General features: G+C 70.6%; 12 protein-coding genes and 1 pseudogene. 10 read left to right on the forward strand and 3 right to left on the reverse strand.

Annotated features, from left to right (window positions below; translation table 11 throughout):
* Positions 1-19 precede the first annotated feature (19 nt).
* The 10 genes and pseudogenes from ACF08B_RS16680 (at position 20) to ACF08B_RS16725 (ending at position 11,182) form a co-directional block, all read left to right on the forward strand.
* Positions 20-2,974, forward strand: a complete 2,955-nt coding sequence (locus ACF08B_RS16680) for a M14 family zinc carboxypeptidase (protein WP_392317995.1) — start codon at positions 20-22, stop codon at positions 2,972-2,974.
* Positions 2,975-3,284: 310 nt separating this feature from the next.
* Positions 3,285-4,295, forward strand: a complete 1,011-nt coding sequence (gene gap, locus ACF08B_RS16685; RefSeq protein ID WP_392317996.1) for a type I glyceraldehyde-3-phosphate dehydrogenase — start codon at positions 3,285-3,287, stop codon at positions 4,293-4,295.
* A gap of 134 nt (positions 4,296-4,429) precedes the next feature.
* Entirely contained in the window at positions 4,430-5,641 is a 1,212-nt protein-coding gene (locus ACF08B_RS16690; RefSeq protein ID WP_392317997.1) for a phosphoglycerate kinase, read from the forward strand.
* Between the two features lie 5 nt (positions 5,642-5,646).
* On the forward strand, positions 5,647-6,423 hold the full coding sequence (gene tpiA, locus ACF08B_RS16695; RefSeq protein WP_392317998.1) for a triose-phosphate isomerase: 777 nt from the start codon (positions 5,647-5,649) through the stop codon (positions 6,421-6,423).
* A gap of 108 nt (positions 6,424-6,531) precedes the next feature.
* The gene (gene secG, locus ACF08B_RS16700) at positions 6,532-6,768 is read left to right on the forward strand and encodes a preprotein translocase subunit SecG (RefSeq protein ID WP_073892607.1); all 237 of its coding nucleotides are present in this window, start codon (positions 6,532-6,534) and stop codon (positions 6,766-6,768) included.
* A 213-nt stretch (positions 6,769-6,981) separates the two neighbouring features.
* Positions 6,982-7,317: an RNA polymerase-binding protein RbpA gene (locus tag ACF08B_RS16705; protein ID WP_003957010.1), complete on the forward strand. Its 336-nt coding sequence runs from the start codon at positions 6,982-6,984 to the stop codon at positions 7,315-7,317.
* Between the two features lie 197 nt (positions 7,318-7,514).
* A pseudogene (locus ACF08B_RS16710) lies at positions 7,515-8,045 on the forward strand (MFS transporter); the annotation flags it as partial.
* 1 nt (position 8,046) lies between these two features.
* Positions 8,047-8,592, forward strand: a complete 546-nt coding sequence (locus ACF08B_RS16715) for an MFS transporter (protein WP_392317999.1) — start codon at positions 8,047-8,049, stop codon at positions 8,590-8,592.
* Between the two features lie 73 nt (positions 8,593-8,665).
* On the forward strand, positions 8,666-10,318 hold the full coding sequence (gene pgi / locus ACF08B_RS16720) for a glucose-6-phosphate isomerase (RefSeq protein WP_392318000.1): 1,653 nt from the start codon (positions 8,666-8,668) through the stop codon (positions 10,316-10,318).
* A 90-nt stretch (positions 10,319-10,408) separates the two neighbouring features.
* The gene (locus ACF08B_RS16725) at positions 10,409-11,182 is read left to right on the forward strand and encodes a DsbA family protein (RefSeq protein WP_392318001.1); all 774 of its coding nucleotides are present in this window, start codon (positions 10,409-10,411) and stop codon (positions 11,180-11,182) included.
* Positions 11,183-11,206: 24 nt separating this feature from the next.
* On the opposite strand, the gene ACF08B_RS16730 is transcribed toward ACF08B_RS16725, so the two are convergent.
* The 3 genes from ACF08B_RS16730 to ACF08B_RS16740 form a co-directional block, all read right to left on the reverse strand.
* Positions 11,207-13,489, reverse strand: a complete 2,283-nt coding sequence (locus ACF08B_RS16730; RefSeq protein WP_392318002.1) for an FtsX-like permease family protein — start codon at positions 13,487-13,489, stop codon at positions 11,207-11,209.
* A 103-nt stretch (positions 13,490-13,592) separates the two neighbouring features.
* Complete coding sequence (locus ACF08B_RS16735) at positions 13,593-14,345, reverse strand: ABC transporter ATP-binding protein (protein ID WP_392318003.1); 753 nt, start codon at positions 14,343-14,345, stop codon at positions 13,593-13,595.
* A complete protein-coding gene (locus ACF08B_RS16740) occupies positions 14,342-14,857 on the reverse strand; it encodes a PadR family transcriptional regulator (protein WP_093478589.1) in 516 nt (171 codons plus the stop codon). Before ACF08B_RS16740 ends, ACF08B_RS16735 begins: the two co-directional genes overlap by 4 nt.
* Positions 14,858-14,876: the final 19 nt, after the last annotated feature.

The following is a 14,876-nucleotide window of genomic DNA, read 5'->3' on the forward strand; positions in this document are numbered from 1 at the left end:
ACCACCGCTAGGGGGGTTCATGAGACACAGAGCGAGATCGATCCTCGCTGTCGGCGCGCTTCTCATCGGCGGAGCGAGTCTTGCACCCGTAGCCCAGGCACAGAGCGGAAACCCGGCGAAGTCCGACCAGGACGAGGTCAAGGTCTTCCGCGCCGACGTCACCAAGCAGCAGGTACCCCTCCTGCTCAAGGCCGGCCAGGACGGCCACGAACTCGGCGAGCGGTCCGCGGCGCGGGGGAGGACCCGGGTCGAGATCTACCTCACCGACGAGCAGGCCGCGAAGCTTAGGAAACAGGGCGTCGACCTCACCGAGCACACCCTCTCCGCGAAGGCGGAGGCACGCGTGGAGGGCGCCGCACAGGGCGTGTTCCGCCCGTACGGCGGGAGCGGGGGGCTCCGGCAGGAGATCCTCGCGGCCGCCCGGGCCAACCCCGGTCTCACCAAGGTGGAGTCCATCGGGAAGACCGTCGACGGCCAGGACATCCTCGCGCTCAGGCTGACCAGGAACGCCCGCAAGTCCAAGGACGGCTCCAAGCCGTCCGTGCTGTACATGTCCAACCAGCACGCGCGGGAATGGATCACGCCGGAGATGACCCGCCGGCTGATGCACTACTACCTGGACCACTACCGGACCGACAAGCGCGTCAGGAAGATCGTCGACTCGACGGAACTGTGGTTCGTGCTCTCGGCCAACCCCGACGGCTACGACTACACGTTCAAGAGCGCCGACAACCGCCTGTGGCGCAAGAACCTGCGGGACGTCAACGGCGACGGCGCCATCAGCACCGGCGACGGCGTCGACCTCAACCGCAACTTCGCCTACAAGTGGGGCTACGACGACGAAGGTTCGTCCCCCAACCCCACCAGTCAGACCTTCCGCGGCGCGAGCCCCGCCTCCGAACCCGAGACCAGGGCCCTCGACGCCTTCGAGAAGCGCATCGGATTCACGTACGGCATCAACTACCACTCCGCCGCCGAGCTCCTCCTCTACGGCGTCGGCTGGCAGGTGGCCACCCCGACCCCGGACGACGTCCTCTACAAGGCACTCGCCGGCACCCCCGACCACCCGGCCATCCCCGGCTACCGTTCGCAGGTCTCCTCGGAGCTGTACACCACCAACGGCGAGGCGGACGGCCAGGCGTCCAACGTCAACGGGATGGCGATGTTCACCCCCGAGATGTCGACCTGTCAGACCGCGTCGGACGTCGACCCGGACGACGCGTGGAAGGCCGCGGACTGCCGGTCGGTCTTCAACTTCCCCGACGACGAGAAGCTGATCCAGCAGGAGTTCGCCAAGAACGTCCCGTTCGCGCTCTCCGTCGCGGAGACCGCAGCGCACCCGGACCGGCCGGTCTCCCCGGTCGGCCTGAGCGCCGCCGACTTCACCCCGGCCGCGTTCACCACGTCGTACTCCCGGGGCGCGGACCAGCAGGTCTCGGTCGTCGTGCGCAAGGCGATCCGCGACAAGGAGCTCAGGTACCGCGTCAACGGCGGCCGTGTCCGCGACCGGGCGCTGAGGCACTGGAAGGGCGGCGAGGTCTACGGCGGCGAGGACGACCTCTACTTCGACGAGTACCGGGCCGCGGTGCGCGACGGCGAGCCCGGCGACAAGGTCGAGGTGTGGTTCACCGGCAGGACGAAGGGCGGCAAGAAGGTCTCCGGCGCCCACTTCACGTACACCGTCGCCCAGCGGCCCGGGGCGGACACCCTGGTGGTCGCCGAGGAGGGCGCGGCCGCCACGCAGGCACGCACGTACGCGGACGCGCTGAAGGCGGCCGGGCACAGGGCGATCGTGTGGGACGTGGCCACGCAGGGCGTGCCGGACGCGCTCGGCGTGCTGAAGCACTTCCGTACGGTCGTGCACTACTCCGGCGCCGAGGGCCCGGGCAACCCCGTCCAGCTCCAGCTGCGCGCCTACCTCAACGAGGGCGGCCGGCTGATCGAGGCCGGCGAACTCGCCGGCGGCAGCGTCGACCTCGGCGACGGCACCCCGTCGGACGACTTCAGCCAGTACTACCTGGGCGCGTACAGCCGTACGTCGACGAAGGGGGCCACCGGCTTCACCGGGACGGGTGGCCTCGACGGCTTCGGCGCCGCCCTCGCCGACGCCCCCGGCAACCCGCTGGACAGGGCCGGCACGTACGGCGTCACCTCCGACGAGCTGCCTGCCTCCGCCTATCCGCAGTTCAGCAGCGCGGGCGCAGGCCGATTCGCCGGGACGGTCAACCCGTACGGGCCGTACTCCGGCTCGGGCATGGCCGCCGCCGTCCACACGGACGACGCCTACAAGCGCCTCACCCGCACCATCGACCTCACCGGTGTCACCGCTGCCGACCGGCCGGCCCTGAGCACCCGGCTGCTGTGGGACACCGAACCCGGCTACGACCACGCGGTGATCGAGGCGCACACCGTGGGCGCCGACGACTGGACGACCCTGCCGGAGGCCTCCGGGGCCACGAAGACGGCCGTGCCGGCCGAGTGCGGGGCCGGATTCCTGATCAACGAGCACCCGTGGCTCAAGCACTATCTGACGCTGTCCGGCAACACCTGCGCCGCGAGCGGCACCACCGGCACCTGGAACAGCCTCACCGGCAGCTCCGCCGGCTGGCAGCAGGTGAGCTTCGACCTGAGCGCGTACGCCGGCAGGTCGGTCGAGCTCTCGATCAGCTACGTCACCGACCCGGGCAGCGGCGGCCACGGTGTGCTCGCCGACGACGCCTCGCTCGTCACCGGCACCACGGCGAGGGACACCGAGGGCTTCGAGTCGTCACTGGGGGCGTGGAAGGCGGCCGGACCGCCGCCGGGCAGCCCGGCGGTGCTGAAGGACTGGACCCGCACCGGAACCCTGTTCCAGACGTACGGAGCGGTCACCACCGGCGACACCGTGCTGCTCGGGTTCGGCCTCGAACAGGTGCCCTCCGCGGCCGATCGGGTAGCGCTGCTGAGGAAGGCGTTCACCTCGCTCGGCCGGTGAACGAAACAGGTGAGCGGAACCCCCTCTCAGGGGTGCGGGAATGGGGTAGTCGACAGGTGAGCAGACCCGCTCACGAACGAGTGAAAGAGGCGCCGAAAACGGGCCGCAAACAGTAAGGAATACGGGCGAAACCACAGTCGATCCCTGGTGTTCCGTACCCCTACCGACGGGTACGGAACGCCTGCCCTCTATGCGGCATCTCGATGTCACTCCGGGGGCCCCGGAGGGGTAGGGTCGGGGGTGGTCGGGGACATCCCAAATACAGCTCGCCGGCACCGCATGGCCGGCGTACCAACGAGGAGATCGGTTCGTGACGATCCGCGTAGGCATCAACGGCTTCGGCCGTATCGGGCGTAACTACTTCCGCGCGCTGCTGGAGCAGGGTGCCGACATCGAAGTTGTGGCTGTCAACGACCTTGGTGACACCGCCACCACCGCTCACCTGCTGAAGTACGACACGATCCTGGGCCGCCTCAAGCAGGAGGTCTCCCACACCGCCGACACGATCACCGTCGACGGCCACACCATCAAGGTGCTCTCCGAGCGCAACCCCGCCGAGATCCCCTGGGGCGAGCTGGGCGTCGACATCGTCATCGAGTCGACGGGCATCTTCACCAAGCGCGACGACGCCGCCAAGCACCTCGCCGGCGGCGCCAAGAAGGTCCTCATCTCGGCTCCGGCCAAGGACGAGGACATCACCATCGTCATGGGCGTCAACCAGGACAAGTACGACCCGGCGCAGCACAACGTCATCTCCAACGCCTCCTGCACCACCAACTGTGTGGCGCCGATGGCGAAGGTCCTCGACGAGAACTTCGGCATCGTCAAGGGCCTGATGACGACGGTGCACGCGTACACGAACGACCAGCGCATCCTGGACTTCCCGCACAAGGACCTGCGCCGCGCCCGTGCCGCCGCCGAGAACATCATCCCGACCACGACGGGCGCCGCAAAGGCCACCGCCCTGGTCCTGCCGCAGCTCAAGGGCAAGCTGGACGGCATCGCGATGCGCGTCCCGGTTCCCACCGGCTCGGCCACCGACCTCGTGGTGCAGCTTCAGCGCGAGGTCACCAAGGACGAGGTCAACGCCGCGTTCAAGAAGGCCTCCGAGGACGGCGACCTCAAGGGCTACCTGACCTACACCGAGGACGAGATCGTCTCCTCGGACATCGTCGGCGACCCGGCCTCCTGCACCTTCGACTCCTCCCTGACCATGGTTCAGGACGGCAGCTCGGTGAAGATCCTCGGCTGGTACGACAACGAGTGGGGCTACTCCAACCGCCTCGTGGACCTCACGGTCTTCGTCGGCGACCAGCTCTGATCGTCGAAGCAGGACCTTGAAGTGAGAGCAGGGCTCGGGCAGCGCACCGTCGCGCTGTCCGGGCCCTGTCCTACGCCCGGACCACGTCCTCTTACGATCAGGTGCACCACGAGCCCTCCTCAGGAGTCCACTCAATGAAGACGATCGACGAACTTCTCGCCGACGGCGTGAGCGGTAAGCGGGTATTCGTCCGCGCCGACCTCAATGTGCCGCTCGCCGACGGGACGATCACCGACGACGGCCGCATCCGCGCCGTCCTGCCCACCGTCAAGGCACTGGCCGACGCGGGCGCGAAGGTGGTCGTCGCCTCGCACCTGGGCCGCCCCAAGGGTGCCCCGGACCCCGCCTTCTCGCTGCTGCCCGCCGCCGAGCGCCTCGGTGAACTGCTCGGCGCCCCGGTCGCCTTCGCCCAGGACACCGTCGGCCCCGCCGCGCACGACGCCGTCGACGGCCTCCAGCCCGGCCAGGTCGCGGTCATCGAGAACCTGCGCTTCAACCCCGGAGAGACCTCCAAGGACGACACCGAGCGGGGCGAGTTCGCCGACCGGCTCGCCGCCCTCGCCGACGTCTACGTCGGTGACGGCTTCGGCGCGGTCCACCGCAAGCACGCCTCCGTCTACGACCTCCCGGCCCGGCTGCCGCACTACGCCGGCTACCTGATCGCCACCGAGGTCGGCGTCCTGAAGCAGCTCACCGAGGACGTCAAGCGCCCCTATGTCGTCGCGCTCGGCGGCGCCAAGGTCTCCGACAAGCTCGCCGTCATCGACCAGCTGCTGGGCAAGGCCGACCGGCTGCTCATCGGCGGCGGCATGGCCTACACCTTCCTCAAGGCCAAGGGCTACGAGGTCGGCATCTCCCTCCTTCAGGAGGACCAGGTCCCGGTCGTCACCGAGTACCTGGAGCGCGCCGAGAAGCAGGGCGTGGAGCTGCTGCTCCCCGTCGACGTCGTGGTCTCCCGGGAATTCCCGGACCTGAAGACCAAGGCGCCGACCGAGAACACCGTGGTCGACGCGGACAAGATCCCCGCCGACCAGGAGGGCCTGGACATCGGCCCGAAGACCCGAGAGCTGTACGCCTCGAAGCTCGCCGACGCCGAGACCGTCTTCTGGAACGGTCCCATGGGCGTCTTCGAGCACCCCGACTACGCCGAGGGCACCAAGGCGGTCGCCCAGGCCCTCGTCGGATCGAAGGGCTTCACCGTCGTCGGTGGCGGCGACTCCGCCGCGGCCGTGCGTACGCTCGGCTTCGACGAGAACGCATTCGGCCACATCTCGACCGGTGGCGGCGCCTCCCTCGAATACCTCGAGGGCAAGACGCTCCCCGGCCTCGCCGCACTGGAGGACTGACCTACATGAGCACGCGCACGCCGCTGATGGCGGGCAACTGGAAGATGAACCTCAACCACCTCGAGGCCATCGCACACGTACAGAAGCTCGCCTTCGCCCTGGCCGACAAGGACTACGAGGCCGTCGAGGTCGCCGTCCTGCCGCCCTTCACCGACCTGCGCTCCGTGCAGACCCTGGTCGACGGCGACAAGCTCAGGATCAAGTACGGCGCCCAGGACATCTCGCAGCACGACTCCGGTGCCTACACCGGCGAGATCTCGGGCCCGATGCTGGCCAAGCTGAAGTGCACCTTCGTGGCGATCGGCCACTCGGAGCGCCGCCAGTACCACGACGAGACCGACGAGCTGGTCAACGCCAAGGTCAAGGCCGCGTACAAGCACGGCCTGACCCCGATCCTGTGCGTCGGCGAGGAGCTGGACGTCCGCGAGGCGGGCGACCACGTCACCCACACCCTCGCGCAGGTCGAGGGCGGCCTGAAGGACCTCCCGGCCGAGCAGGCCGAGACCGTCGTGATCGCCTACGAGCCCGTGTGGGCCATCGGCACCGGCAAGGTCTGCGGCGCCGAGGACGCCCAGGAGGTCTGCGCCGCCATCCGCACCAAGATCGCCGAGCTGTACTCGCAGGAGCTGGCCGACAAGGTCCGCATCCAGTACGGCGGCTCCGTGAAGGCGGGCAACGTCGCCGAGATCATGGCCCAGGCCGACATCGACGGAGCCCTGGTCGGGGGCGCCTCGCTGGACGCGGACGAGTTCGTCAAGATCGTGCGTTTCCGCGATCAGTGATCATGTCCGCGAGTAGGCGGTAGCGGCGATACGTCGTACCCTTGCGGGGGCGCAGCCGAGACGCTGTGCCCCCGTCGTCCATCCGAATCCGAGGAAGTTGGTCCAGCCGTGGTTTTGGGGTTCTCGATCGCCCTGATCGTCTTCAGCCTGCTGCTGATGCTGCTGGTGCTGATGCACAAGGGGAAGGGCGGCGGCCTCTCCGACATGTTCGGCGGCGGCATGCAGTCCTCCGTAGGCGGCTCCTCGGTCGCCGAGCGCAACCTCGACCGGATCACCATCGTGATCGGTCTGTGCTGGTTCGCGTGCATCATCGTCCTCGGCATGCTGATGAAGACGAACAGCTGATTCGCACAGCAGGCACATCACGCATATTCCGCACGTAACGCCCCATGTTCGGTACGCGCTCCCGAGCGCGGCCTATCATGGGGCTTGCGTCTTGATATGGGGCCTGTAACTCCAATCACTGGACGCGCGTTGGGCCTTACGTAGACTGAGGCGCTCGCGGCGAAGCGGAACGCCGACTCGCTTCGCGGCACCATCACGCAGGGAGTTACGACCGTGGCAAGTGGCAACGCGATCCGGGGAAGCCGGGTCGGTGCGGGGCCGATGGGCGAGGCCGAGCGCGGCGAGTCCGCGCCGCGTCTGCGCATCTCCTTCTGGTGCTCCAACGGGCACGAGACCCAGCCGAGCTTCGCCAGCGACGCTCAGGTCCCCGACACCTGGGACTGCCCGCGCTGCGGCTTCCCGGCCGGCCAGGACCGGGACAACCCGCCGGACCCGCCGCGCACCGAGCCGTACAAGACGCACCTCGCGTACGTACGGGAGCGGCGCAGCGACGCGGACGGCGAGGCCATCCTCGCCGAGGCGCTCGCCAAACTGCGGGGCGAGATCTAGAACTTCTCATCGGCCGGGCGCCTGCGGGCTCCTGGCCGAAGGCGTCTCGTCCCGCCGCGGACGGCCCGTTGTCAGTGGTGCCCCCTACGGTTGGCCACAACGGCACATCGTGAGGGGGACGCGTGGCTGCGGTCGAAGGGGCGGGTGAGGGCGCCCCCGCCTGGCGCGGGGGATTCGGACGGCTGTGGACGGCAGCGGTGGTCTCCCGGTTCGGGGACGCGCTGCGGACCGCCGCGCTGCCGCTGCTCGCCGTGCGGCTGACCGACGATCCGCTCGTCGTCGCCTCGGTGACCGCGTGCGGCTATGTGCCCTGGCTGCTGTTCGGGCTGTTCGGCGGAGCCGTGGCGGACCGCGTCGACCAGCGGCGGGCGACGTGGTCCGTGGACACGGTACGGGGCCTGCTCGTCGCCGGTTTCGCCCTCGCCGTCGGACTGGGGCACGCCTCGATCCCCTTGCTGATCGCGCTGGCCTTCTCGCTCACCGCGCTCCAGACGCTCTTCGACAACGCCGCCACCGCCCTGCTGCCCTCCCTCGTGCGGAGCGAGGCCCTCGGCGGCGCGAACGCGCGGCTGATGACCGGTCAGCAGCTGGCGGGCGGGCTGCTCGCGGGCCCGTTCGTGCCGCTGCTGCTCACGGCGGGTGCGTTCATGCCGTTCGCGGCGGACGCGGGCACCTACGCGCTGGCGGCCGTCCTCGTGGCGTCCCTGCGGACACGGCCGCAACGTCGGCATGGGCGCCCTGATCGCCACCCTGGCGCTGCACGTGACCCGCTGGCTGCACGCCGGCGGTACCGGATACGTCGCCGCCATGACGGCGTACTCGGCCGGCAGCCTGACCGGCGGTTTCGTCGCCCAGCGGATCGCGCGCCGCACCGGGCGGGTACGGGCCCTGCTGCTCGGTGGGGCGGTGCAGACCGGCTCGCTGCTGCTCATCGGCTCCGTAGGGCACCTGTCCGCGCTGATCGCCGGCATGCTGCTGCTGGGGGCCATGAACATGGTGTGGAACGTCAACCAAGTCACGTTGATGCAGCAGCGCAGCCCCGCCGCCATGGTGGGCCGCGTCTCCTCCGCGTTCCGCACGGCCTCGACCTCCGGCGCCCCGCTCGGTGCCCTCCTCGGCGGAGTGGCCGCCAGGGTGTACGGGCTGAACGGGCCGGCCTTTCTCGCCGCTGTCCTCTTCACGCCGGCCGTCACCGCGCTGATACCGGCGCGCCGGCCGGACGTACCTGTTGTTGCCCGTGAGGACAGCGTCGCGAGCGCTCCTCCCGCGTGGTGATCAACTAGGTTGGGACCGGCAGCGGGCAAGGTACGCAGCAGGACAGGTGCAGGAAAGAAGGCTGAGGTCGGAAATGAACGCAGACGGCCGTACCAGGCTCAACCAGACGCCCGAATGGGCCGCTCTCGCCAAGCACCGCGAGGAATTCGCGGACACCCGTCTGAGGGATCTGTTCGCCGCCGATCCGCAGCGCGGCGACGGGTACACGCTCCAGGTCGGTGACCTGTACATCGACTATTCGAAGCACCTCGTCACCGACGAGACGCTGCGGCTGCTGCGCGAGCTGGCCGCGGCGAGAGACGTGTTCGCGTTGCGGGACGCGATGTTCCGTGGTGAGCGGATCAATGTGACCGAGGACCGGGCGGTGCTGCACACGGCGTTGCGTGCGCGGCGGGACGCGGTGGTCGAGGTCGATGGTGAGAACGTCGTGCCCGCTGTGCATGCCGTGCTGGAGAAGATGGCCGCTTTCGCGGACCGGGTGCGTTCGGGTGAGTGGAGGGGTCATACCGGCCGGCGGATCCGGAACGTGGTCAACGTCGGGATCGGTGGGTCGGATCTGGGCCCGGCGATGGCCTATGAGGCGTTGCGCGCGTTCACCGACCGTGATCTGACGGTGCGTTTCGTCTCCAACGTGGACGGTGCGGATCTGCACGAGGCCACGCGGGATCTGGATCCGGCCGAGACGCTGTTCGTCATCGCGTCGAAGACGTTCACCACGATCGAGACGATCACCAACGCGACGTCGGCGCGGAAGTGGGTGCTGGACGCGCTGGGTGATCAGGAGGCGGTGGCACGGCATTTCGTGGCGTTGTCGACGAACGCCGAGAAGGTGTCGGAGTTCGGTATCGACGTGGCGAACATGTTCGAGTTCTGGGACTGGGTGGGGGGCCGGTACTCCTACGACTCGGCGATCGGCCTGTCGTTGATGATCGCGATCGGCCCGGAGCGGTTCCGCGAGATGCTCGACGGGTTCCGTCTGGTCGACGAGCATTTCCGTACCGCGCCGGCGGAGGCGAACGCGCCGCTGCTGATGGGTCTGCTGGGGATCTGGTACGGCAACTTCCATGACGCGCAGTCGCACGCGGTGCTGCCGTACTCGCACTACCTGTCGCGGTTCACGGCGTATCTGCAGCAGCTGGACATGGAGTCCAACGGCAAGTCGGTGCAGCGTGACGGTGAGCCGGTGCGCTGGCAGACGGGTCCGGTGGTGTGGGGCACGCCGGGCACCAACGGGCAGCACGCGTACTACCAGTTGATCCATCAGGGCACCAAGCTGATCCCGGCGGACTTCATCGGGTTCGCCCGTCCGGTCGGTGAACTGCGTGGTGAGCTGAAGGACCAGCATGATCTGCTGATGGCGAACTTCTTCGCGCAGACGCAGGCCCTGGCGTTCGGCAAGACCGCCGAGGAGGTCCGTGCGGAGGGTGTCGCCGAGGAGCAGGTTCCGCACCGCACGTTCGGCGGCAACCATCCCACCACCACGATCCTGGCCCGGGAGCTGACCCCTTCCGTCCTCGGCCAGTTGGTCGCGCTGTACGAGCACAAGGTGTTCGTCCAGGGCGCGGTCTGGAACATCGACTCCTTCGACCAGTGGGGCGTCGAACTCGGCAAGGTCCTCGCCAAACGCGTCGAACCCGCCCTCACCGAAGGCGCCGACGTCCCCGGCCTCGACCCCTCCACCCAAGCACTCGTCGGCAGGTACCGGGAGCTGCGCGGACGCGGCTGACCACCCCGTTCTGGCCCGCCCGGCCATACCCGCTGTGCGTTACCCGTGCGCATCCCCTAGGGTTCCGCTGATCCAGGGGAGGACGCACGCATGATGCGCAGGGGGTTCGCCGCGGCGGTCGCGGTGGCCGTGGTGGGGATGTCGGTGGCGGGCTGCGGCGGCAGGTACCGCCCGCCCCAGGGGGAGGACGGCGCTCCCGCGGCCACCTTCATGGCCCACCCGGCCTACGCGGGGCTGTCCGAGGTGCCGGAGCGGCTGGAGGCGGACGGGACGACCGTCACGGTCGGGGACCCCGGCGCGCCCGTGACCGTCCGCCTGTACGAGGACCCGCGCTGCCCGGTCTGCGAGGAGTTCGAGACCGAGGGCGGCGCTCCGCAGCTGCGCGAGGCAACCATCCGCCGGGAGACGAGGATCCAGTACACCCTTGCCTCCTTCCTCGACGACCGCCTCGACGGCTCCGGCTCGAAGAAGGCGGTCAACGCCCTGCGGGCCGCCCTGGACGCCGGCAAGTTCGCCGAATACCACGACCTGCTGTACGCCAACCAGCCCGAGGAGAGCGTCGACGGATTCACCGACGCCCGCCTGCTCCAGCTGGCCGGACAGGTCGACGGGCTGCGCGGGCCGGAGTTCGACTCGGCCGTGCGCACCATGAAGTACCGGTCGTTCGTGACCGCCGCCGAGAAGCGGTACGAGAAGGCGGGCGGCGACAAGGACCCCGGGGGACCCGGCACCCCCACCGCCGAGATCGACGGGGTACGCATCCCGGCGCAGTACAACGGACTGCTCTTCGACGGGAAGGTGTTCGGCAAGCTGCTGTCCGACATCCGCAGCCGGCCGCAGCAGTGGAAGGACCTCTCCTTCTGAGCCGGGTGTCCTGCGGAGCCGGCCCTAGGAGACCGCGCTGAGCGTGTCCGCGAGGCGTCGCCGGGCCGCGCGGGCGGCCGGCAGCGCGGCCAGGCCCGCCGCCCCCAGCACCGCGGCCAGGAGCAGCAGGAGCAACAGCCCGGGCGAGGGGGACTGGGCGATCCCGGCCCCGATGCCGCTGGAGTCGCCCTGGGCGTCGATCAGCCGGCGGGCCAGCGGCAGCCCCAGAGCCGTGGCGGCGACGGCCGCCGCCAGGGCCGTACAGCTCGTCGCCGTCACGGTGATCGCGGTGATCTGCCGGGGGGACATGCCGATCGCCCGGAGTGCCAGCACGTCCCGCTCACCCTCGCGGACGCTGCCCCCGATCGCGGTGAGCAGCTCGACGAGTCCGATGAGGGCCAGCACGGCGATCAGCCCGGCGACGACCGCGCGCAGCGGCGACAGCCCGTCGGCGGGGTTCGTCACGGGGTGCACGTCCAGATGGCCCTGGCCGGCCTCGGTGAGCGCGGCGGCCACACGCCGCGGGTCGGCCCCGGCGCGCAGGCGCAGCTCGTAGAAGGCGGCGGACACTCCGGGATCGTTCTCGCGGAGGGTGTCCAGGGTGGTGGTCACCACCCGGCCGGCGTTCTGCGGTTCGAGGCTGCGGCCCACGATGTGCAGGATCTGCGGGCGGTCGCCCACCGTCATCCGCACCCAGTCGCCGACCCGCGCGTGCAGCAGGTCCAGCAGTCCCTGGCCGGCCACCGCCTCGTCCGGTCCGCGTGCGGCGCGGCCCTCGGCGAGCGCGCAGGGGTAGGGCTCCGCGTGGGTCCCGATGCCGCGCAGGGCGATCGTCCCGGTCTGGCCGGGGACCAGCGCGGCCACCTCGACGCCCGGGTAGGCGGCGGCGACCCTGGGGTCGCGGGTCAGCCGGGTTTTCACGTCCGCCGTGCTGTCGTCGCCGTCGGAGCGCACGGTGAGCGTGGTCGGCAGCCCCACCCGCCCGGGACTGCTGTGGAACCGGTCGATCGTGGTCCACGCGCTGAGCGCCACCACGATCAGCAGCAGGGGCAGGGTCAGCCGGGCCATGGTCGCCAAGGACCGGCCGCGCCCCGCGAAGGCCTTGTGGCAGCCGAGGACCAGTGCGGCCGGCAGCCGCAGTCCGAGCGCTCGCCGGGCCAGGGGGGTCAGCCGACCGCCCGCCGGCGCGGACCTGCGCGGCACCGGTACGGGCGGTACCCGCCCCGCCCGCCAGGCCGCGAGCCCGGTGGTCAGGCCGATGAACAGGACGGCGCCCACCGGCACCACGAACAGCGCCAGGGTGTGCCCGGGCAGCCCCTGCCACACCCCCACCGCGTCACCGAGCCGTCCGGGAACCCGGCGGCCCAGCGCCTCGGTGAGCGCGGCCGCGCCCACGGCGCCGAGCAGGGCGTACGCGAGATGCTGGAGGAGGAAGATCCGCACCACCTGGCCGGGTGTGAAACCGATCGCCTTGAGCACCGACAGGTCCCGCAGGTGCCCGCGGATGCGGGTGGCGATCGCGCCGTGCACCGCGAGCCCCGCGGCGATCAGCGCGCCCAGACCGAACAGCCCGAGGACCTGGCCGAGCAGCCGGTCGTCGCCCTGGGCCTCGGCGCGTGCCTGCTGCCAGGTGGACACCTCGCCGACCGCGCCCGCGCCCAGGACGGTCACGGCACGCTGCACGGCGTAGTCCGTGTCGGCCGGATCGTCGAGCCGCAGGCCGATCACCCGGCCGGCGGGGGCGCGTACGGCGGACGGCGGCGCCCACACCAGACCCGGCTGCTCACCCGGGCTGTAGTGCGGTTCGGCGCTGTCGGCGATGCCCTCGACGGTGAGGGTGCGGGCGGTGCCGGGCAGGGTCAGCGTGTCCCCGGGCTCGGCCAGCAGGGCCCGGGCCAGGCCGGTCTCGAGTACCACCCCGTCCGGTTCGGCCGGGTCCAGCCAGCGCCCGGTGGTGACCAGCGGGCGGCCGACGGAGGGCAACGCGGGCGTGGCGCGCAGTTCCACGGAGGCACGGGTGCCGCGGGAGGAGACGGTGGCGGCCTCGGTGCGGTAGGGGCCGGCGACGGACTCGACGCCGTCCAGCCGGGTCAGCTTGCGGGCGTCCGCCGAGGGAACGGTGTGGAGCCACACGTGCGCGCCGCGGGCCTGCGTGAAGATCCGCTGCCAGGGATTGGTGGCGTAGCCGAACAGGGCGGTGGCCAGGAGCAGGGAGGCGACGATGCCGGCGGTGGCGAGCACGAGGAACAGCGCCTCGCCGCGGTGCGTGCGCAGATCGGAGTGTGCCCAGCGCAGGGTGGCCCGCACGTGCCTCAGCCCCTCGCCCCGCGGCGGCCGGCCGCGCGGCCGGCCGGCGGCACTGCCGGCCGGGTCGCCGGCGGCACCGTCCGCGGAGACGTCAGCCGCACCATCAGTCCCTCAGCTCCAGCACACCGGAGATGCCGCGGCGCCGGGACGGCGTGGCGTCCAGCGCGGCGTCGTCGGCTATCCGGCCGTCGAAGAAGCTGATCACCCGGTCCGCGGCGCTGGCCAGCCGGGCGTCGTGGGTGACGAGGACGATGCTCTGCCCGCGTCCGTGGAAGTGGGACAGCAGCCGCATCACCTCGCGGGTGCCCTTGCTGTCGAGGCTGCCGGCGGGTTCGTCGGCGAGCAGCAGCGGCGGATGGTTGACCAGTGCCCGCGCGAGCGCGACCCGCTGCTGTTCGCCACCGGACAGCTCGCCGGGCATGCTGCGCTCCTTGCCGGCGAGGCCCAGCTCCGTGAGAAGGGCCTCGCGCTCGGCGCGGGCCTTCTTCGGCGGGACGCCGGCCAGCAGCGCGGGCAGCTCCACGTTGTCGGCGACGGACAGGTTCGACACGAGGTTGAAGAACTGGAAGACGATCCCGATGGCCCTGCGGCGCTCCACCGCCCAGCGGGCCTCGCCGAAGGAGTCCGTGCACCGCCCGTCGAGCCACATGCTGCCCTCGTCCGGCCGCTGCAGCCCGCCCAGCAGGTGCAGCAGCGTCGACTTCCCGGCGCCGGACGGGCCGGTGATCGCCACGAACTCGCCCCGAGCGACGCTCAGGTCCACCCCGCGCACGGCACGTGCGGGCGCGCCCTCGCCGTGGTGGGTCTTGACCAGCCCCTCGGCGCGCAGCAGGGGAGCAGCAGAGCCGTCGCTCATTCCAGCTCCTCCAGTTCCTCCTGGCACCGCTCCAGCCAGTCGAGGTCGGCCTGCAGATGCAGCATGGCGCCCTCGATCAGCAGTTGGGCGATTCGGTTGTCCCGGTTCTCGGCCGCGGCAAGTTTCGACAGGTCACGCATGGTGTTGAGGTACTGGCGCCGCTGCCGGTTGATGAGGGCTATCTGGTCGGCGAGACCGGTCTGCGGGGCGAGGGCGAGCTTCATGAAGAACTCGTCCCGCACCCGCGGCTCGTCCTCGGTCTCCTCGAACCAGGCGTGCAGCGCCTCCCGCCCGGCGTCGGTGAGGTGGTAGACCTTCTTGTTGGGCCGGCTGGACTGCTCGACGTCCTCGCCCTCGATCAGCCCCGTCTTCTCGAGGCGGCCGAGGGTGACGTAGATCTGGCCGACGTTCGGCTGAGGGTACGCGGAGCCCAGCAGTTGCTCAAGGTCCTGTTTGAGCTCGTAGCCATGGGCCGGACCACGGGCGAGGAGAGCCAGGAGGGGCAGGCGCACTCGTGCTGTCCTCCTGTCT

The organism is Streptomyces sp. NPDC015139, assembly GCF_043079785.1.
Classification (GTDB): domain Bacteria; phylum Actinomycetota; class Actinomycetes; order Streptomycetales; family Streptomycetaceae; genus Streptomyces; species Streptomyces albidocamelliae.

Bases quoted from the DNA above. Each gene is read 5' to 3' on its own strand.
- ACF08B_RS16690 (WP_392317997.1), top strand. From the start codon at position 4,430: ATGAAGACGATCGACGAACTTCTCGCCGACGGCGTGAGCGGTAAGCGG.
- ACF08B_RS16680 (WP_392317995.1), top strand. From the start codon at position 20: ATGAGACACAGAGCGAGATCGATCCTCGCTGTCGGCGCGCTTCTCATC.
- pgi (WP_392318000.1), top strand. From the start codon at position 8,666: ATGAACGCAGACGGCCGTACCAGGCTCAACCAGACGCCCGAATGGGCC.
- ACF08B_RS16715 (WP_392317999.1), top strand. From the start codon at position 8,047: ATGGGCGCCCTGATCGCCACCCTGGCGCTGCACGTGACCCGCTGGCTG.
- tpiA (WP_392317998.1), top strand. From the start codon at position 5,647: ATGAGCACGCGCACGCCGCTGATGGCGGGCAACTGGAAGATGAACCTC.
- ACF08B_RS16735 (WP_392318003.1), bottom strand. From the start codon at position 14,345: ATGAGCGACGGCTCTGCTGCTCCCCTGCTGCGCGCCGAGGGGCTGGTC.
- ACF08B_RS16725 (WP_392318001.1), top strand. From the start codon at position 10,409: ATGATGCGCAGGGGGTTCGCCGCGGCGGTCGCGGTGGCCGTGGTGGGG.